This is a genomic window from Mesorhizobium sp. M1004 (assembly GCF_040318795.1).
GTDB lineage: Bacteria > Pseudomonadota > Alphaproteobacteria > Rhizobiales > Rhizobiaceae > Mesorhizobium.
Genome location: NZ_JAMYNB010000002.1, coordinates 464956 through 483223, shown reverse-complemented (window position 1 = coordinate 483223; position 18268 = coordinate 464956). Strand labels below are relative to the sequence as shown.

The 18268-nt window shown below is 64.0% G+C and carries 18 protein-coding genes and 1 pseudogene; 2 read left to right on the top strand and 17 right to left on the bottom strand.

Features of this window, described 5'->3' with window-relative positions; genetic code table 11:
• Positions 1-15 precede the first annotated feature (15 nt).
• The 13 genes from NKH54_RS06455 to NKH54_RS06395 form a co-directional block, all read right to left on the bottom strand.
• The gene (locus NKH54_RS06455) at positions 16-1110 is read right to left on the bottom strand and encodes a hemolysin family protein (protein ID WP_023682011.1); all 1095 of its coding nucleotides are present in this window, start codon (positions 1108-1110) and stop codon (positions 16-18) included.
• A gap of 28 nt (positions 1111-1138) precedes the next feature.
• Entirely contained in the window at positions 1139-1645 is a 507-nt protein-coding gene (ybeY, locus tag NKH54_RS06450; RefSeq protein ID WP_353027896.1) for an rRNA maturation RNase YbeY, read from the bottom strand.
• 17 nt (positions 1646-1662) lie between these two features.
• Positions 1663-2655 carry a PhoH family protein gene (locus tag NKH54_RS06445; protein ID WP_027049340.1) on the bottom strand — a complete coding sequence of 331 codons (993 nt, stop codon included), beginning with the start codon at positions 2653-2655 and terminating at the stop codon, positions 1663-1665.
• A gap of 83 nt (positions 2656-2738) precedes the next feature.
• Entirely contained in the window at positions 2739-4148 is a 1410-nt protein-coding gene (gene miaB, locus NKH54_RS06440) for a tRNA (N6-isopentenyl adenosine(37)-C2)-methylthiotransferase MiaB (protein WP_353027895.1), read from the bottom strand.
• Between the two features lie 76 nt (positions 4149-4224).
• On the bottom strand, positions 4225-5025 hold the full coding sequence (gene olsA / locus NKH54_RS06435) for a lyso-ornithine lipid O-acyltransferase (protein WP_353027894.1): 801 nt from the start codon (positions 5023-5025) through the stop codon (positions 4225-4227).
• Between the two features lie 28 nt (positions 5026-5053).
• Entirely contained in the window at positions 5054-5548 is a 495-nt protein-coding gene (locus tag NKH54_RS06430; RefSeq protein WP_023732446.1) for a GNAT family N-acetyltransferase, read from the bottom strand.
• The gene (gene tsaB, locus NKH54_RS06425; protein WP_023682015.1) at positions 5548-6225 is read right to left on the bottom strand and encodes a tRNA (adenosine(37)-N6)-threonylcarbamoyltransferase complex dimerization subunit type 1 TsaB; all 678 of its coding nucleotides are present in this window, start codon (positions 6223-6225) and stop codon (positions 5548-5550) included. The genes NKH54_RS06430 and tsaB overlap by 1 nt, the downstream gene beginning before the upstream one ends.
• A 106-nt stretch (positions 6226-6331) precedes the next feature.
• Positions 6332-7438 (bottom strand): DUF1513 domain-containing protein, encoded by a 1107-nt coding sequence (locus NKH54_RS06420; RefSeq protein WP_353027893.1) that lies wholly within the window; start codon positions 7436-7438, stop codon positions 6332-6334.
• A 2-nt stretch (positions 7439-7440) separates the two neighbouring features.
• Positions 7441-8520, bottom strand: coding sequence for an imelysin family protein (locus tag NKH54_RS06415; RefSeq protein ID WP_353027892.1), 1080 nt, complete (start codon positions 8518-8520; stop codon positions 7441-7443).
• Complete coding sequence (locus NKH54_RS06410; protein WP_353027891.1) at positions 8520-10109, bottom strand: di-heme oxidoreductase family protein; 1590 nt, start codon at positions 10107-10109, stop codon at positions 8520-8522. The genes NKH54_RS06415 and NKH54_RS06410 overlap by 1 nt, the downstream gene beginning before the upstream one ends.
• 12 nt (positions 10110-10121) lie before the next feature.
• The gene (gene bfr, locus NKH54_RS06405; protein WP_023669537.1) at positions 10122-10607 is read right to left on the bottom strand and encodes a bacterioferritin; all 486 of its coding nucleotides are present in this window, start codon (positions 10605-10607) and stop codon (positions 10122-10124) included.
• The gene (locus NKH54_RS06400) at positions 10573-10884 is read right to left on the bottom strand and encodes a (2Fe-2S)-binding protein (protein ID WP_023669536.1); all 312 of its coding nucleotides are present in this window, start codon (positions 10882-10884) and stop codon (positions 10573-10575) included. The genes bfr and NKH54_RS06400 overlap by 35 nt, the downstream gene beginning before the upstream one ends.
• Before the next feature lie 59 nt (positions 10885-10943).
• Positions 10944-12236, bottom strand: a complete 1293-nt coding sequence (locus tag NKH54_RS06395) for an imelysin family protein (RefSeq protein ID WP_023669535.1) — start codon at positions 12234-12236, stop codon at positions 10944-10946.
• A 492-nt stretch (positions 12237-12728) separates the two neighbouring features.
• On the opposite strand from NKH54_RS06395, the gene NKH54_RS06390 reads away from it, so the two are divergent.
• Positions 12729-13982 (top strand): NAD(P)/FAD-dependent oxidoreductase, encoded by a 1254-nt coding sequence (locus NKH54_RS06390; protein ID WP_023711442.1) that lies wholly within the window; start codon positions 12729-12731, stop codon positions 13980-13982.
• 121 nt (positions 13983-14103) lie between these two features.
• Here the strand turns inward: NKH54_RS06390 and NKH54_RS06385 are convergent, their stop codons facing one another.
• Positions 14104-15381 (bottom strand): 4-aminobutyrate--2-oxoglutarate transaminase, encoded by a 1278-nt coding sequence (locus NKH54_RS06385; RefSeq protein WP_353027890.1) that lies wholly within the window; start codon positions 15379-15381, stop codon positions 14104-14106.
• A gap of 195 nt (positions 15382-15576) precedes the next feature.
• Here NKH54_RS06385 and NKH54_RS06380 point away from each other — a divergent pair.
• Positions 15577-16312, top strand: a pseudogene (locus tag NKH54_RS06380) (efflux RND transporter permease subunit); the annotation flags it as partial.
• A gap of 10 nt (positions 16313-16322) precedes the next feature.
• Here the strand turns inward: NKH54_RS06380 and NKH54_RS06375 are convergent.
• Genes NKH54_RS06375 through NKH54_RS06365 form a run of 3 tightly spaced genes read right to left on the bottom strand, consistent with a single transcriptional unit; the run spans position 16323 to position 18258 of the window.
• Positions 16323-16661, bottom strand: a complete 339-nt coding sequence (locus NKH54_RS06375; RefSeq protein ID WP_023682021.1) for a hypothetical protein — start codon at positions 16659-16661, stop codon at positions 16323-16325.
• Positions 16662-16675: 14 nt separating this feature from the next.
• Positions 16676-17425 carry an ABC transporter ATP-binding protein gene (locus tag NKH54_RS06370; RefSeq protein WP_023682022.1) on the bottom strand — a complete coding sequence of 250 codons (750 nt, stop codon included), beginning with the start codon at positions 17423-17425 and terminating at the stop codon, positions 16676-16678.
• Positions 17422-18258 (bottom strand): ABC transporter ATP-binding protein, encoded by an 837-nt coding sequence (locus NKH54_RS06365; protein ID WP_023682023.1) that lies wholly within the window; start codon positions 18256-18258, stop codon positions 17422-17424. The genes NKH54_RS06370 and NKH54_RS06365 overlap by 4 nt, the downstream gene beginning before the upstream one ends.
• Positions 18259-18268 lie beyond the last annotated feature (10 nt).

The following is an 18268-nucleotide window of genomic DNA, read 5'->3' as shown; positions in this document are numbered from 1 at the left end:
GGGCAACGTTCTGTCCTAGGCCTGCTCGGTGCGGGGGGCGGTCACGCGGCGGCGACGCTCGCCCTTCTGGTTCTGGACGATGCGCACCCGCTTGACGCGGCGCGGATCGGCGTCGAGCACGTGGAATTCGAAGCCGGGGATGGCTTGCACAACCTCACCACGCGCGGGCACGCGGCCCAGCGTGTTGAAGATCATGCCGCCGATCGTGTCGACATACTCGCCATGCTCGCCGGCGGTAAAGTCCTCGCCGATCATCTTGGCGACCTCGTCGATCTCGGCCTTGCCGTCGACGACGAATACGCCCTCGCCGGTCTGGGTGATCAGCGGCTCGTCCTCGTCATGCTCGTCCTCGATATCGCCGACGACCATCTCGACGATGTCTTCCAGCGAGGCGAGACCATCGGTGCCGCCATATTCGTCGATGACCAGCGCCATCTGGGTTCGCGTCGTCTGCATATGGCCCATCAGGTCGGAGGCAAGCATCGATGGCGGCACGAAAAGCACCGGGCGGATCAGATTGAGGTCGCCGATGGTGCGGCCGAGATCGACCTGGGCGAGGTCGAGAAGCGTCGTTGCCGGCGTCTTCCTGGATGTTCTGCCCTTCTTGACGCGGGCAACCTTGGTGATGTGGGCCAGCACGTCGCGGATGTGAACCATGCCGCGCGGATCGTCGAGCGTCTCGGAATAGACCGGCATGCGGGAATGGCCGGACTGCTCGAACAGACCGAGCAGATCGCCCAACGTCGTGGTGATCTCGACGGCCTCAATATCGGCGCGCGGCACCATGACGTCCTCGACGCGTACCTCGCGCAGGCGCAATATGTTGTTGAGCATGGCGCGTTCGCCAGGCGAGAAAGACCCGGCATCGCTGGTCGTTTCGGCAAGCGCGCCGGCGATTTCCTCGCGCAGGCTGGTGCCGTTCCGCTGCCTGAAAAGGCCCAAGACGCGGTCGAACAGGGACGGACCGGCAGGCGATGGCTCGCTGGCAATGCTACCAGAAGCAGGGCTGCCGGAACTGGGACTCGGACTCGATCCCTCTTCCGTCGTATCGGAAGGCTTTGTCGCACTGCCAGCCTCGGGGCGGGCGGCAGTTTCTGGTTTGTCGTTCATCGTCGTCCGGTCAATTGGTCTTTTGTCATTACGTGTAGGGATCGGGAATGGCAAGCCTTGCGAGCGCCGAGCGCTCGATGGCTTCCATCTCCTCGGCCTCTGCATCGGTCTCGTGATCGTAGCCCAGCAAATGCAGCAGGCCGTGGACGACGAGATGGGTGATATGGTTCTCGAAGGGCTTGTCTTCCAGGGCGGCTTCGCGCGCCACCGTCTCGGCGGCCAGCACGATGTCACCCAGCATGGGCGGCAGCTTGCCACCCCTGGGGAACGGAAAAGCCGGGAAAGACAAGACGTTGGTCGCCTTGTCCTTGCCGCGCCAGCCGACATTGAGGGTACGGATATGGGCATCGTCGGAAAAGACGATGCTGAGTTCGGAAGGACCGGCAGCAGCGGTTTCGGCAAAGGCAGCCGACACGGCGCGATCGACCAGACGCGTCAGCGCCGCCTCATCGGGCCAGTCGCCGGCCTCGACCGACATATCGATCTCGACGGGAACCGAACTGTCCCCGCCGCCAGGTCTTATGTCTTCAGGCATGAGCCCGCATCGTCACATCAGCTCTCGGCGCCGAGGCCGCGTGCCAGCTTGGCGTCGCGGTCATAGGCCCTGACGATTTCGGCCACCAGCGGGTGGCGCACAACGTCGACATCGTTGAAGCGCACGGTTACCGCGCCGGCCACGCCGTCAAGGACACGCAAGGCTTCGACGAGGCCCGACTTGGTGCTTGGAGGCAGATCGATCTGCGTCGGATCGCCGGTGACGATCATGCGCGAATTCTCGCCGAGGCGGGTCAAAAACATCTTCATCTGCATCGGCGTGGTGTTCTGCGCCTCGTCGAGGATGACGGCGGCATGCGCCAGCGTGCGGCCGCGCATGAAGGCCAGCGGCGCGATTTCGATGACCTCGGCAGCGATAGCACGTTCGACCTTGTCGGCCGGCATCATGTCGTAGAGCGCGTCATAGAGGGGCCGCAGGTACGGATCGACCTTTTCCTTCATATCGCCGGGCAGAAAACCCAGCCGCTCGCCGGCCTCGACCGCTGGGCGTGACAGGATGATGCGCTCGACCATGCCGCGTTCGAGCAGCATCGCCGCATGCGCCACCGCCAGATAGGTCTTGCCGGTGCCGGCGGGGCCAATGCCGAAGACAAGTTCCGAACGCTCCAGCGCCCGCATATAGGCGTCCTGGTTGAGCGAACGGGCATAGATCGTCTTCTTGCGGGTGGAGATCTGGGCGGCCGAAACCTTGCCCTTGCGTTCCAGCGTCGGCAGCGTCAGCTGGTCGTCGGCGGCAATGGCCATGCGCACGGCGCCATCGACGTCGGACTGGCCAATGTCGGTGCCCTTCTGGAGAATGCCGTAGAGATTGTCGAGTGCGCGGCGCGCCTGTTCGGCCGCCGAGGCCGAGCCCTTGATGGTCAACTGGTTGCCGCGCGAGCGGATGTCGACGCCGAGCTTCTGCTCAAGCCGGGCCAAATTCTCGTCGAACTGACCGTACAGGGCGCTGGCAAGCTTGTTGTTGTCGAAAGTCAGAACGATGTGCGCCATGTCAGAGGCCCCGGATGTCTGGTTCTGGGGCAGAGTCTTCACTTCAGCAGCGCTCAACCGTCTCTCCTCATCTGCCGAGGCCATCAAGCCAACTCGGCGAACAGGCTATTGTAGCCCGTCTTCGTGATTCGCACCCGGATAATGTCACCGATTTCGCCGGCCTTTTCATCAACAATAACCGGCTGCAGCCAGGGCGAGCGGCCGACCTTCTGGCCGGCCTGACGGCCGGGCTTCTCGATCAGCGTGTCGATGGTGCTGCCGACCAGGCCCAGGCCGAAATCCTGCTGTTGTTTCAGCAGCAGCGCCTGCAGGCGTTGCAGGCGCTCGTCCTTGACCGCTTCCGGCACGTGATCGGGCATATCGGCGCCCGGCGTGCCGGGACGCGGCGAATATTTGAACGAGAAGGCCGAGGCGTAGTTCACCTGGCCCACCAGATCCATCGTCGCCTCGAAATCGGCGTCGGTTTCGCCGGGGAAGCCGACGATGAAGTCACCGGACAGCGCGATGTCGCCGCGTGCAGCGCGGATGCGCTCGAGCAGCGCCAGATAGTCCTTGGCCGTGTGCCTGCGGTTCATCGCCTTGAGGATGCGGTCTGACCCGGATTGCACCGGCAGGTGCAGATAAGGCATCAAAGCCGGGAGGTCGCGATGGGCAGCGATCAATTCGTCGTCCATGTCGCGCGGATGGCTGGTGGTGTAGCGCAGCCGCGCCAGGCCGGGAATTTCGGCTAGCCGGAACAGCAGACGGCCAAGCCCCCATTCCATGCCATCCTCACCCTTGCCGTGCCATGCATTGACGTTCTGCCCCAGCAGCGTCACCTCGCGCACACCGGCATCGGCCAGCCGCTCGGCTTCGGCGACGATCTGCGCCACCGGCCGCGACACTTCCGAGCCCCTGGTATAGGGCACGACGCAGAAGGTGCAGAATTTGTCGCAGCCTTCCTGCACGGTGAGGAAGGCGGTGACGCCGCGCTTGATCATTTCGGCGCGCTGCGGCTGCGGCAGATGCTCGAACTTGTCCTCGATGGCGTATTCGGTCTCGACGATCTTCTCGCCGCCACGCACCCGGGCCAGGACATCGGGCAGCCGGTGATAGGTCTGCGGACCGATGACCAGATCGACAGCAGGCGAACGGCGGATGATTTCCGCGCCTTCGGCCTGCGCGACGCAACCGGCGACGCCGATCAGCATTTTGCGCCCAACTGCTGCGCGTTCAGCCTTCATGTCGCGGATGCGGCCAAGCTCGGAATAGACCTTTTCCGCCGCCTTCTCCCTGATATGGCAGGTGTTGAGCAACACCAGATCGGCCTCGGCGATGGCGTCGGTCGCGGTGTAGCCGTCGGCGGCCAGCGCATCGGTCATGCGCTGTGAGTCATAGACATTCATCTGGCAGCCATAGGTCTTGACGAAGACCTTTTTGGCCGGGGCGGACGCCACAGCCGCGTTTTGCGCGACGCTGTCGGGGTCGTTCCGCTCTATCGTGTTCAAATCCATCTGGCGGCTTCTAACGCCTTTCCGTGACAAAAAACAGACGATTCTCGGGCATCGGCCTGTAGGCGCTCGGCCTGCGCTAGCGGCTCGGTCGGGGATCGGCGAGCGCGGCCTGCATCATGGCGCGCACCTGGCTTTCCATCATCCTCGACGTTTCCTTGCGGTTCGAGCCCTTGGAAAAGGCGATAGGCTCGCCGAAATGCACCTCGACGTCAATGGCGCCTTCGGCCATCAGCACCTTAAGATGCGGCATCAGGTCCTGATCGCCGATCCAGGCAGCGAGCGGCCGGTGGCGGCGGCCGAGAGGCACGCCGTGCACCCGCGTGTAGGCAATCGACAGCGGCTGGATGAAGACCTGCTCGGCCGCGCCTTCCGAAATCGCCATCGAGGCGGCGCCGAACAAGGTGCTCTTGAACGGCAGGATGGTGTTGCCGTCGCCGGTAGAGCCCTCGGCAAACAGCACCATGGCGTCCCCCTTGGCCATGCGGCTGGCGATCTCGCTGGCCTGGTCGCCAGCTGTCCGCTTGCGCTCGCGTTCGATGAAGACCGTACGCTGCAGTTTCGACAGCCAGCCGATCAGCGGCCATCCCTCCATGTCCGCCCGGGCGATGAATGTCACATCGGCAAAGGAGCCCAGCACCATGATGTCGGTCCAGGAGATATGGTTCGAGGCGACCAGCAGCGGGCGCTGGCTGGACAGTGCGCCTTTGACATGGATGCGCAGGCCGAGCGTCCGGACGATGAGGCTGTGCCAGACCTTCAGAATGACCGTCTCGCGCCAGATTCCGGTCTTCATCGACAGCAGCTGCAAAGGCACAAGGACCAGCGAACCGACGACAACGAGGCTCAGCGCCAGGAAAATCCTGATTTTTCCGATCATGCAGCTTGGCCCTGCCCCAAAACTTTGGCTAGCGAAGATCGCGGCGCATGACAAGCGCGCCGGTAGGACCATGTTCGGTCGAGCGGTAATAATTGGCGCGGTGGCCGACCTGGCGGAAGCCCAGCCGCCGGTAGAGGGCGATGGCAGCGACATTGGTCTCGTCGACCTCAAGGAACAGCGCCTCGGCGCGCTGCGCATGCAGTTCGCGCAGCACGGCGTCCATCAATTGCCAGCCGAGCCCCTGGCGGCGATGCGAGCGCGCCACCGCCACGGTCAGAATCTCGCCCTCGCCGGCTGCAAGCCTGGCCAGCACGAAGCCGACCGGCGGCTTGGCGCCCTGGCCGATTTCGCGCGCGGCATAGCCGAACACGGTTTCCTGTTCGAGCAACGCGGCGAACTCGCCATCGGTCCAGGACCGGACGAAATCCTCGCGATGCAGCACCGACGCTGCCGGGCTGTCGGCGATGGTCAGCGGCTCGAGCGCATAGTCCCTGCGGCGCGGCTGGAGGAAAGGGATGCGCATCACTTTTCCTGCCTCAACAGGATGAACCCGGCCTGCGCCTTGGCATCGGCGCCGCGCAGATAGAGTGGCTTCGGCTTGTCGCCCTCACCTTTTGCAGCGGCGAGCCGGGCGTAGACGGCAATGTCGGCGGTGGCAGCCGTCGGGCCGATATCGAAATCGCGACCGGCCGCGGCTGCGATCTGCACGGCGGCCGTGCCGGCAAGCACCGGACGATTGTCCGCCGCCATTCCCGCGGCTTGGGCAAGTGTGGTCACAGCCGGACCATAGCGCAAAATCGCTTCCGCATCGTAAAACGCGGCATGGATCTCCTCGCGGCCTGCATCGAGAGCGGCCAGGATCGGGCGGCCCGGAAATGCCGCCCTCGCCTCGGCCGCCAGCGCCTCCAGTGTCGTTACCCCGATCGCCGGGATCTTCAGCGCCAGCGCCAGGCCGCGCGCCGCCGAGACGCCCACCCGCAGGCCGGTGAAGGAACCCGGACCGATGGAGACCGCAACGGCGCCAAGGCCGGCATAATCGGTGCCGTCCGCTTTCAACGCTTCGTCAATGACAGCCATCAGGTGTTCGGCGTGGCCTTTGCCGAGATCGAGTACCGAGCGGCCGAGCTCTCTGCCGCCCGATGCGTCATAGACGCAAGCGGCGCAGAGATTGGCGGCACAGTCGATGGCGAGCAGTTTCATGGGCGACCGGTTCGAAAAACAGTCTCCCTCTGCCCGCCACGGCGCGCCGCCGCAAGAGCCAGCGCGTAAATTGTTAAGCGGCTTCGCTCGGTGCAGGCCGGACGACTTACGCCGCCGGCGCGATGCGCAGCATGTGGTTGTCCCAGACATAGTCGGGCTCGGAGCGCGTCGCGCCGCTGCCTTCGATGATTTCGCCGGCACCCGTGGTTGCCATGAAGCCCGGGCCGTCGGGCGCCAGGCCGCAGACCTCGACCAGCGCCTTGGTGGCGACGATCTTGCCGCTGGCGGCGTCGATCACGGCCAGCGAATTGCCTTCCGGCGAAGACACCGCGACCGTGCCGGCAATCGGGTTGGTGGCGACCGAGCCGATGTAGTTCCGGAAGCCGGATAGCACGTCCTGCGGCATGTCGAGCAGCTGCAGCCCCTTGCCGCGCGTGGCGCGGCCGATTAGCAGCGGGCGATCGGTGCCTGGCCCGCGATACTGGCAGCCGAACCAGACGGTGCCTGTGGGGTCGGCATCCATGTGGCGAATCGACAGCTGGTGCAGAGCCGGCGGCAGTTCGTGCTTTTCGATGAGATCGCCGGTTGTGCGATCGACCAGTACATAGGACGGCTTCATCGTCGCGATGTTGAGTTCGGCGCGGCCATAGTCGGGATGGGTCTCGATGCCGCCATTGGCGATGGCGATCGTCCGGCCGTCTCCGAGCAGCAAGAGCTCGTGCGGCCCCATGCCATAGGTCGGAAACTCGCCGATGCGGCTGAACTTGGCCCGTGCGTCGTAGATCCCGACGACGCCGGCGGCATTGTCGAAGTCATTCTCGGTGGCGTAGAGCAGCGCGCCGTCTGCGGAAAACACGCCATGGCCGAAGAAATGCCGGCCGGTGATGCTGGCGATGGTCTGCGGCGCCTCGCGGCCGGTGTGGTCGAAGACCACGGCGAAGGTGCCGGGCTGCCTGGCGAAGACCACGGAGCGCTTCGATACCGGATCGAAGGTGACATCGTGGCCACGGTCGGGCAGATCGATCGCATGCAGTACTTTGCCGTCGTCCGACAACACAGCGGCGCCAAAGCTGCCGTCACGCTTGACGAAGGCGGTGGCAAAGACGGCATCGGCGGCGAGCGTGTCCGCCCAGGCCCGCGGCGCCATTGCCGCGACGAAGCCGGCGCCGGCAGCCCTGAGAAAATCGCGGCGGTCGATCAGCGGCGTCCTCATGATCAGTCTCCGTCGAGCGAGGAGAAGCCGGCGGTCAGGCCGAACTCGGCGGTCAGCCTGGTGCCGATCAGGCCCGACAGGCTGGAGGTGATCAGCGCGAAATGCTCGAGTTTTCCGCGCTCCGCGGGATCGGCCAGCGTCTTGTCGATCGAACCCTGGATGGATTTGGCAGTGGCAACGCCATTGATGAGCTGGATATGGATGGATTCCGCCATCCATCTGCTATCCTCGGGCAGCGCGTCGCCGAGCTTCGAGGCCTGGAACAGCGCATCAATGCCGGAGAGGTTGCCGGCTAATGACAGGCCGGTGTTTTGCGACCGCCAGTAGATCGCCTGCCTTGGCTTGTCAGCCTCCGGCTTGGCGCCGAAAAAACCTTTGAGGCGCACGTCGCGGACCATTTCCAGCTCGTTGATGAAGACGCCGACCAGTTCGGTCACCGCTTCGGTGCCGTCTCGGTAAAGCGCATTGTCGGGTCCGGGATTGGCCCACAAGGCTGCAAAACCGTCCGGTTTTTTCCAGGCCGCGTCTACATCGGCCGCCATGGTCTCGATGTTCTTGGCGACTGCCGCGCCATAGGCGCAGCGATAGGGCTCGTCCTTGCCGACGAGCGTCTCGGCGCCGTCGCCGTAAAGCACGAACTCAAGCGCCCCTAATCCCTGCATCGCGACACTCTTGCCCGCCAGCTGCGCCGGATCGGTGGCGGTCGGATCCTTGCCGGCCAGCGCCGCCTGCACCTGCTTCAGGCCGATGCTCTTTCGGTCCGGCCAGTAGAGCATGCGCTCCAGCCGGTTGTTCTCCTTGATTGGCCCGAAGCCGATGATTTCAGCCGACGACCAGGCTGCGACCGTGGCCGAGAATCCGGCATGCGCGGCATCGAGGTTGCCCTGCGACGGCGCCTGGCAGAGCGCGTCCATGGCCTTCGCCAAGGTGCCGGCATGGCCATGCAGGCTGGCATAGGCGGGGCGGACAAATCCGTCGATCGCTCTTTGAATGACATCGGAGGCTTTCACCGAGGCCGATGCCGGGGACGCACCGAACAGAGCCAATGGGAGGAGTAGAACAGGCAAAACCCGCTTGAGCATCAGAATGACTCCAGGAATTTGATGAGAGCATCGCGGTCGGCCGTATTGGCGGCGGCAAAGCGATCGCGCGCCTTCTGCCCCTCGCCGCCATGCCACAGGATCGCTTCGGTAAGCGTGCGCGCACGCCCGTCATGCAGGAAGAAAGCGTTGCCGTTGACGGTCTTTGTCAGGCCGATGCCCCATAGCGGCGGGGTGCGCCATTCACTGCCCGTGGCATCGCCCACCGCCTGGCCGTCGGCAAGGCCAGGCCCCATGTCGTGCAGCAGAAAGTCGGAATAGGGCCAGATCAGTTGGAACGCCTGCGCCTTGTTCCCGCGCATGGTTACGAATTTCGGCGTATGGCAGGCAATGCAGCCCATCTCGTAGAACAGCTTCTTGCCGGCGAGCACGGCGGGTGCGCCGACATCGCGCCGCGCCGGCACCGCAAGGTTCTGCGAATAGAAGGTGACGAGGTCCATCACCGGTGGTGGCGCCTCGATCGGGCCAAGCCGCTTCTGCACGCCGTTCGGCATGTCGAGGCAGGCCTTTTCAGCCGCAGTGCAATCGCCCCAGTGACTGGGCTCTTCCGGCGTCGAAATGCCGATATCGCCGGCAAAGGCGTCCGCCGCCTGCTGGCGGATCGACGCGGTCTGGGCCTTCCAACCGAAGCGGCCAAGCGTCAGTTGCCCACTGCTGAGGTCACGCACCATGTTGGGCTTGCCGGAAATGCCGTCGCGGTCGCCGGGATCGGCATGGGCAAGGATGTCGGCCGGCGCGATCTGTTCGATCAGGCCAAGGCCGATCATTGGCGGCGTCAGGCGCGGCGACAGCGTGGTGCGCGAGTCAAGCGGGCCGTAGCCAAGCCCGTCGACCGAATAGCTCGGCTTGCGCAGCCAAACCACGCTGCCGTCGCCGAGCGTGACCTTTTCCTCGCGATAATGGACATACATGCGGCCTTCGCCCTTGAGGCCGGGCACCGCCAGTTCCTGCAACTGCGTGCCGTAGACCGGATCGGGGAAGTTCAGCACCTTGTGCGCGGCGATCTCGGCCTTTTCCTCGGCCGTGCTCGCATCGCGCGCCAGCCGCAGGAACATCGACGTGGTGCGGCTGTCGGCGGCCGGCGGGCGGCCGCGGCCATCCTTCAAATGGCAATTCTGGCAGGCGCGCTCGTTGAACAGGGGTCCGAGACCGTCCGAGGCCTGGGTCGAGGATGGCGACGACACCCAGTTCTTGCGGAAAAGCGCATTGCCGAGCTTGAAATTGCCCTGTTCCTCGAAGGTGATGTTTTCAGACGGTTGCGAGAAGGCGTCGCGGTCGACCTGCTTGCGCGACGTGCCGGCGCCGCCTTGCATCGTTTCGAAGGATTCGGGCTTGGAGAAATCCTGGGTTGGCCTGGTAACGGCAAGGACGCGGGACCGGTCCTTCGGCGTCAGGTCGGTGCGGCTCGTGGCGAGGCCGACCGGTTCCGACGATCCGGCCAGGGCCGGGGCCAAAATTGCCGCCAGGATTACAACCGAAAGCCCACGAAACGCCTGGCATTGCGGGTTTTTGAGGAGCAGCGGGCCGTTAGCCCGCCGCACGCGGCGCAGAACATCTAGGGGGCGCCGCATTCCTGCATGGTCCTATTCCGCCTCGTCCGCCGATGCGGCGTTGAGCTGGCCGTATTTTTCCTCGCCGATCGAGGCAAGGAGGTCGAGCTGCGTCTCGAGGAAGTCGATGTGACCTTCCTCATCCGCCAGCAATTCCTCGAACAGCTTCATCGTCACGTAGTCGCCGGCTTCGTTGCAGATCTCGCGCGAACGCTTGTAGGCGGTGCGTGCGTCATATTCGCCGGCGAGATCGGATTCGAGCACTTCCTTGACGTTCTGGCCGATGCGCAACGGCGCCACGGACTGCAAATTGGGATGCCCTTCGAGGAAGATGATACGGGCCACCAGCCGGTCGGCATGGTGCATCTCCTCGATCGATTCGGCGCGTTCCTTCTTTGCCAGCTTGGCATATCCCCAATCTTCGAGCAGGCGGAAATGCACCCAGTATTGATTGACGGCGCCAAGCTCCAGGAACAGAGCCTCGTTAAGCCGCTCGATGATCTGCGGTTCGCCTTTCATGGATTCTGCTCCCATATTGGACGCGCAGGCCTCTGACGCGATCCAGGTGTGAAACGATGTCCACGCCGCTCGCCTCCGAACGGGTGTGGTAATTTTCCGTGACCCGAATGATCGTTTCGACCACATTTGGGAAGCAGCCGCAACAGCGACCGCGCTTTTGCATCGTGTGATAGACCTTCGCCGGCACGATCAGCTGCCAGGGGTCCTGATCCAGCAGATCGACGATCGTCTGCTCAATCTCCTTTTCGGTGATGATGTTGCAATGGCAGATCAGCATGGATTGGCTCTGGCTGACGGCGCCCCTCCGCGCCGTTTGGCTGGTAGTTGGTTGGGGTGCTACTTGAACACCTTGTCCGGTGCGTCGAGGCTGTCGGACCCCTCGAAGGCTATGTTGTTCAGCTTCAGCGCGCCGACGGCGCGTTCGATCGACTTGGTCTGGTCGACCAGCGCGTCGATTGCCGCCTGCACGGTAGCATTGCCTTCGGTGTTGCCCTCGGCGATCTGCTGGTCGTAGGCCTCGCCGGCCACTTCCCGCGCCTTGATCGCCTCCATCTTTGCAACCGAGACATCGAGCTTGTCGGACAGTTCCTTGTCGATCGCCGGATCGGCCGCCTTGACCATATCGTGCACCGACGGGCCTGAAACGACGGTGCCGTCGATGCGCGTGTAGCTGGCGAGATAGGCGGCGCGGATGCCGATGGCGTCATAGAGATGCGAGTTGTAGGTATTATCCGAGAAGCAGTCGTGCTCCTCTTCGGGATCGTGCAGCAGCAGGCCGAGTTTCATGCGCTCCCCGGCCAGTTCGCCGTAGGACAGCGAGCCCATGCCGGTGAAGATCACCGAGATAGCGGTGTTCGGCTGGCCATCGACGAGGTTCTTGCGGGCGGCGCCGTCTTCCTTCCAGTTGCCGACCATCTCCTGCAGGTCGGAGACCAGAAGATCGCTGGCCGACTTCAGATACTCGGCCCGGCGATCGCAATTGCCGCCGGTGCAGTTCTTGAGGTCGTAGTCGGTGTACGGACGCTCGCCGGCGCCCGGGCCGGTGCCGTGCAAATCCTGGCCCCAGAGCAGGAATTCGATGGCGTGATAACCGGTGGCGACATTGGCCTCGATGCCGCCGGCCTCCTGCAGCGTGCCGGCGAGGAACTCCGGCGAAAGCTTCGAGGCGTCGACCTTCTTGCCGTCGATCTCGATGTCCTTGTTGGCGATGACATTGGCGGTGTAGAGCGCGTTGGCGTCGGACTCGGTGCCGTAGCTCTTGGCGACGTAGTCGATCAGGCCTTCGTCGAGCGGCCAGGAGTTCACCTTGCCTTCCCAGTCGTCGACGATCTTGTTGCCGAAGCGGTAGACCTCGGTCTGCTGGTAGGGCACGCGCGACGCCTTCCAGGCATCGCGGGCGGCATTCAGCGTGTCCGCCGACGGGTTGGCAAGCAGCGCGTCGACAGCCTTGTCGAGCGCCTGCGCCGTGGTCAGCGAATCCTCGTACTTGGCCAGCGCGATGTCGGAATAGGTCTTGATGACCGCCTTGGCATCGATCTCCGCCGCCTTGGCCGGCAGGATGAAAACCGCCGCCGTCAACATAGCCGTGGCACCGATCGCAGCCAGTCTGCCGCCATATCGCGCTGTCATCATCAGTCTCCAGTTCAAAGGGGATTCGGTAAAAGGCGCGCGTGCCAAACGGTGCCGGGACATAGGCATGCCGTAGGACACCACAGATGCCGCGCCGTTGCGCGGCTCACGGAAGAAAGACACCAAATGCCTCCAATCGAACGGGTTCAAGGCCCAAACATCAAAGGGGTGCGCTGACGCGCGAGCCTCCATAAAACGATGGCGAGGCCGGAAGTCAACTGGTCAACCCTAGAAAATTCAATTGAAACAAAAGTTTAGAATTATTCTAAACTGGGACTGTCAACTTTCAATCGTATAGCCAGCAGCCAAGGTGAGAGACGCCGCGATTGACAAGCGACCGTTCCGGGTGCGACCCGGACCGGGGCTCTTGCGACGGCGGCAGACAATCGCCATCTGGCGGAACGGCTCACAATCAAAACATGATGTCGTCCGAAAACCGCTTCACACTTTTCGGCATCATGCTCCAGATTTGAAACAGGAATTCGGGTTGCGATGAAGAACGGGGTCGTCATTGTCGGTGCGGGTCATGCGGGCGTGCAAGCGGCCGCCAGCCTGCGCGAGGAAGGCTATGACGGGCCTGTCATCCTGATCGGCGACGAAACCGATCTGCCCTATCACAAGCCACCGCTGTCGAAGACCTTCATCAAGGACGCCGATGCCAAGCCGCAACCCTTGCGCGGCGAGGCCTTTTACACCGGCAGCGCCATCGACTTCAGGCCGGGCGTCCGAATCGACAGCATCGATACGGCAGGCCGCAAGCTGGACATAGCAGGCGGCGGCGTGCTGCCGTTCGACCGGCTCATCCTGGCCACCGGTTCGCGGCCGCGGCTCCTGCCGCTGCCGGGCGCCGACCTCTCGGGCGTGCTGTCGCTGCGCTCGATCGCCGATGCGCGGCTGATCCGCCAGCTCAGCGCCCAAAGCGAAGACGTGGTCATCCTCGGCGGCGGCTTCATCGGGCTGGAGATCGCGGCTACGCTGAGGGCCGCCGGCCGCAACGTCACCCTGGTCGAGGCTGTCGACCGGCTGCTTGGCCGCGCCGTGGCGCCGGTGGTGGCGAGCCATGTCCGTCAACGGCTGGAGGCGATCGGCGTGCGTATCCTCACCGGCACCACCATTGCCAGGTTGGAAGGCGAAAACGGCCATGTCTGCGCCGCCATCACCTCCACCGGCGAAAGGCTGCCCGCGCGCATGGTCATCGTCGGCATCGGCGCCGTGCCGAATGTCGAACTTGCTCAGGCTGCCGGACTGACTGTCGCCAGTGGCATCCGCGTCGACCAACAGATGCGCACCTCAGTGCCTGATATTCTGGCCATCGGCGACGCCGCTTCCTACCGCCACTGGTCGACCGGCGGCGACGTGCGGCTGGAATCAGTGCAGAACGCCACCGACCAGGCGCGGCTTGCCGCACGCACGATCACCGGCCATACGGACGCCTATGCGGCGGTGCCGTGGTTCTGGTCTGACATCGGCGACATGAAACTGCAGATGGTCGGGCTGACCTCGGGCGGCGACAGCCATGTCGTGCTGGGCGACCTCGCTGAGAACAAGTTCTCGATCTACCACTATGCTGGAAGCCGGCTGCTCGGCATCGAATCCGTCAACAGGCCGGGCGACCATATGCTGGGCCGCAAGATGCTCGGGGCCGGGTTTTCGCCGATGGCGCAGACGATTGCTGAGGGACCTGACGGGCTGAAGGCTGCACTGGCAGCGTTCCAGCAGGATGAGCCGGCACGGGCTGCGGGCTAGACGCACTTACCCTCCCCCTTGTGGGGAGGGTCGCTGCGAAGCAGCGGGGTTGGGGTCGGCGCGAGGCCCCCCACCCGGACCTGCGGTCCGACCTCCCCACAAGGGGGAGGTAGGGTTTGCGCTAGGCAGCGCAGACTTCGCGGATCGAGCTTTCCAGAATGTCGAGCGCCTCGTTCATGACATTGTCCTGGATGGTGATCGGAGCCAGGAAACGGATGACGTTGCCGTAGACGCCGCAGGTCAGCAGGATCAGCCCCTTGTCGAGCGCCTTCAGCCGGATCGCATTGGCGATCTCGGCCGACGGCAGGCCCTTCTTGACGTTGTTGAACTCGACCGCGTTCATGAAGCCGAGACCCCTGATGTCGACAATCTCGGGCACATCGTCGCGGATCGACTGCAGCCGCTGTTTCAGCCGGGCGCCCAGCGTATTGGCGCGGTCGCACAGCTTTTCGTCCTCGATTACGTCGAGCACGGCGTGTGCTGCGGCGACACCGATCGGGCTGCCGCCATAGGTGCCGCCGAGCCCGCCAGGACCGGGCGCATCCATGATCTCGGCGCGGCCGGTGACCGCCGCCAGCGGGAAGCCGCCGGCCAGGCTTTTCGCCAAGGTGGTAATGTCGGCCGCGACCTCATGATGATCCATGGCGAACATCTTGCCGGTGCGGGCAAAACCGGTCTGCACCTCGTCGGCGATCAGCAGCATGCCGTGCTGGTCGCAGAGTTTGCGCAGCGCCGTCAGGAATTCGCGCGGCGCGTCGTAGAAGCCGCCCTCGCCTTGGACCGGCTCGATGATGATGGCGGCAACGCGGGCCGGATCGACATCGGCCTTGAACAGTTTGTCGAGTGCAGCCAGCGAATCGGCTGTAGACACGCCGTGCAGCGGCACCGGGAACGGTGCATGGTAGACGTCGCCCGGCATGGCGCCGAAGCCGACCTTGTAGGGCACGACCTTGCCGGTCAGCGCCATGCCCATGAAGGTGCGGCCGTGGAAGCCGCCGGCAAAGGCGATGACGGCTTGGCGGCCAGTGGCGTTGCGGGCGATCTTGATGGCGTTCTCGACGGCTTCAGCGCCCGTGGTGACGAAGATGGTCTTCTTCTCGAACTTGCCGGGCAGCATGCCGTTCAGCCGTTCGGCCAGCCGCACATAGCTCTCATAGGGCACCACCTGGTGGCAGGTATGGGTGAAGCGGTCGAGCTGTACCTTGACCGCCTCGATCACCCTGGGATGGCGGTGGCCGGTGTTGACGACGGCGATGCCCGAGGAGAAATCGATGTATCGGCGGCCTTCTACATCCCAGATCTCCGAATTCTCGGCGCGGTCGGCATAGATCTGCGTCGTCATACCGACGCCGCGCGAGATCGACTGGTTCTTGCGCTCGGAAATGGCTGCGTTCTTCATTTCGTCCCTCATCGGGCCGACGCCCGTTCTCGTTAGATGAATGCCAAGGCCTCTTCTGACCTTATTTCACGTTTTCCTCAAGTTGGCACCGCCGGCGGGCGATTGGGCCTGTCGTCGATGCGGGCCACTTCGACAGACCGGTCTTAACCAGCCGACCGATACACGTACGGGGCAGTCCGTGACAGCTCACCCGTCACCGGGAACGGCGAAGCGATCCCGCTCGCTGCGGTCGCGAACTTCCGCTACGACCTCGAACAGCCCACGGTGTGGCGGCGCAACCGCATCCCGACGATCACCGTGCGCGCCGGCCTGGTCGGCGGCGTGCTGCCGGCAACCCTCGTCAACGAATTGAAGCCGTCGGTCGACGCCTTCATCGCCAAACTGCCGCCCGGCTATTCCGTTGCAACCGCCGGCTCGGTCGAGGAAAGCGCCAAAAGCCAGAGACCGATCGCAGCGGTGGTGCCGCTGATGCTGTTCGTGATGGCGACCATCCTGATGATCCAGTTTGCAAAGTTTTCAGCACCTGTTCCTGGTCGTGGTGGTGGCGCCGCTCGGCTTCGTCGCCATTCTGGGCGTCCTGGCGCTGATCGGCATCCTGATCCGCAACTCGGTGATCCTGATCGTGCAGATCGAGGATCTGATGGCCGAGGGCCAAGACCGCTGGGAAGCCGTGATCGAAGCGACCGAGCACCGCATGCGGCCGGTCGCGCTGACGGCCGCGGCCGCCAGCCTTGCGCTGATCCCGATCGAGCGCGAAGTGTTCTGGGGCCCGATGGCCTACGCCATGATGGGCGGCATCATCGCCGGCACGGCGATCACGCTGCTGTTCCTGCCGGCGCTTTATGTGACGTGGTTCAGGATCAAGGAGCCTAAGCAGGGGGACGAACCATCTGTTCCGGAGAACGGCGAACTGGCGCAAAGCTCGACTTAGCCCTGCTGCATCACTCGTTGTCGTTGGAGGGTACAGGGAGTGATTTAGCGCGCTGCCAGGGCGACAATTTTGAACTGCGCCAAGCATGCCAGCCTTTTGGCAAATCAGCCAATTCCAGGATGCTCTCATCCCGCTGAACCACATTCTGGAGGCTGACGAGCATTAGCTCGGGTTCATCTCGATTTTGCTTGTCGTTGCTATGAAATTGCCAACTGCCACCCTCATCGTTGTGGTTATCGTCGTCATCAGCTTCGTGCACAACGTATGCGATCCAGTCACCACGTTTAAATATGCTTCTGTCCGACAACACCGCGACATTGGGTGGGTCTTCGAACGTCCATTCCGCCATAGGAAACCCCAGATTCAAGCGGTCCGCACAAACCCCTCGCTCGCCCTCAACAGATTGCGCGTATAATCCTTCTCTACGCGATGCCCGATCAGCTGGCTCGCGGTGAGATTTTCCACCGCTTCGCCGTTCTGCATCACCATTAGGCGCTCGCACATATGGGTGATGATGGCGAGGTCGTGGCTGACCATCAGGAAGGTCAGCTTGCGCCGACGGCGAACCTCTTCCAGCAGGTTGAGCACTTCCGCCTGCACCGAAGCGTCGAGCGCCGAGGTTGGTTCGTCGAGCAGCAGGATCGACGGTTCGAGGATGAGCGCCCGCGCGATCGCCACGCGCTGACGCTGACCGCCGGAGAGCTGGTGCGCGTAGCGGAAACGGAAACCGTTGCCTAATCCGACCTCGTCGAGGGCGCGCTGGATGCGTTGCTCGCCATCGGCAAAGCCGTGAATGGCGAGCGGTTCCTGTAGCAGGCGGTCGACGGTCTGACGCGGGTGCAGCGAACCATAGGGGTCCTGGAAGACCATCTGCACTTCGCGATAAAAAGCCTTGTCGCGGCGCGCTCCCAGCGTCTTGCCATTGACCGTGATAGTACCGGATGCGACAGGCACCAGGCCGGCAATGGCTTTGAGCAGCGTCGACTTGCCGGAACCGCTCTCGCCGACCAGGCCGAAGGATTCGCCGGACTTCACCTCGAGGTTCGCCCCTTTCAGCGCGCGAAAACGGTCGAACACCACCTCCAGCCCTTCAATCGAAATGGCTGGCGTCATGCCGCCCACTCCGGCTTGCGGTCGAGCACCGGCAGCGGGTGGCGTTCGTAACCGATCCTGGGCATGCAGTTGAGCAGGCCGCGCGTGTAGGGATGCTGGGCGTCGCGCAGCTCCGACGCCTTGAGCTGCTCGACCACCTTGCCGGCATACATGACGATGACGCGGTCGCAGAAGGAGGCGACCAGCCGCAGGTCGTGCGAGATGAAGATCAGGCCCATGCCGCGCTCACTGACCAAGCGGTCGAGGATGCCGAGCACATCGAGTTGCACGGTGACGTCGAGCGCCGAGGTCGGCTCGTCGGCGATCATCAGTTCCGGTCCGGCGATCAGCATCATTGCGATCATGGCGCGCTGGCCCATCCCGCCGGACACCTCGTGCGGATGCAGGTCGAAGACACGCGAGGGATCGCGGATCTGCACAGCTTCCAGCATGGCCAGCGCCCGCTCGCGCGCTTCGGCCTTGGAGACCTTTTCATGCGTGCGCAGCGTCTCGACGATCTGGCGGCCGATGCTCATCACGGGGTCGAGCGAATATTTCGGATCCTGCAGGATCATGGCGATGCGTTTGCCGCGCAGCGCCCGGCGCTGACGGGCCGGTATGGCCAGAAGGTCGATGCCGTCGAGGGCGAGCTTCTTGGCCGACACCAGAGCCTGCGGCGGTGTCAGGCCCATGATGGCGCGGCCGGTCTGCGACTTGCCGGAGCCGCTTTCACCGACAATGCCCAGCCGCTCTCGGCCAAGCGAAAAAGTGACGCCGCGCACCGCCTGGATGAGGCCGGTCCGAGTCGGGAAGGTGACGCGCAGGTCGTCGACATCGAGAAGTGCACCGCTCATTGGTCACCAC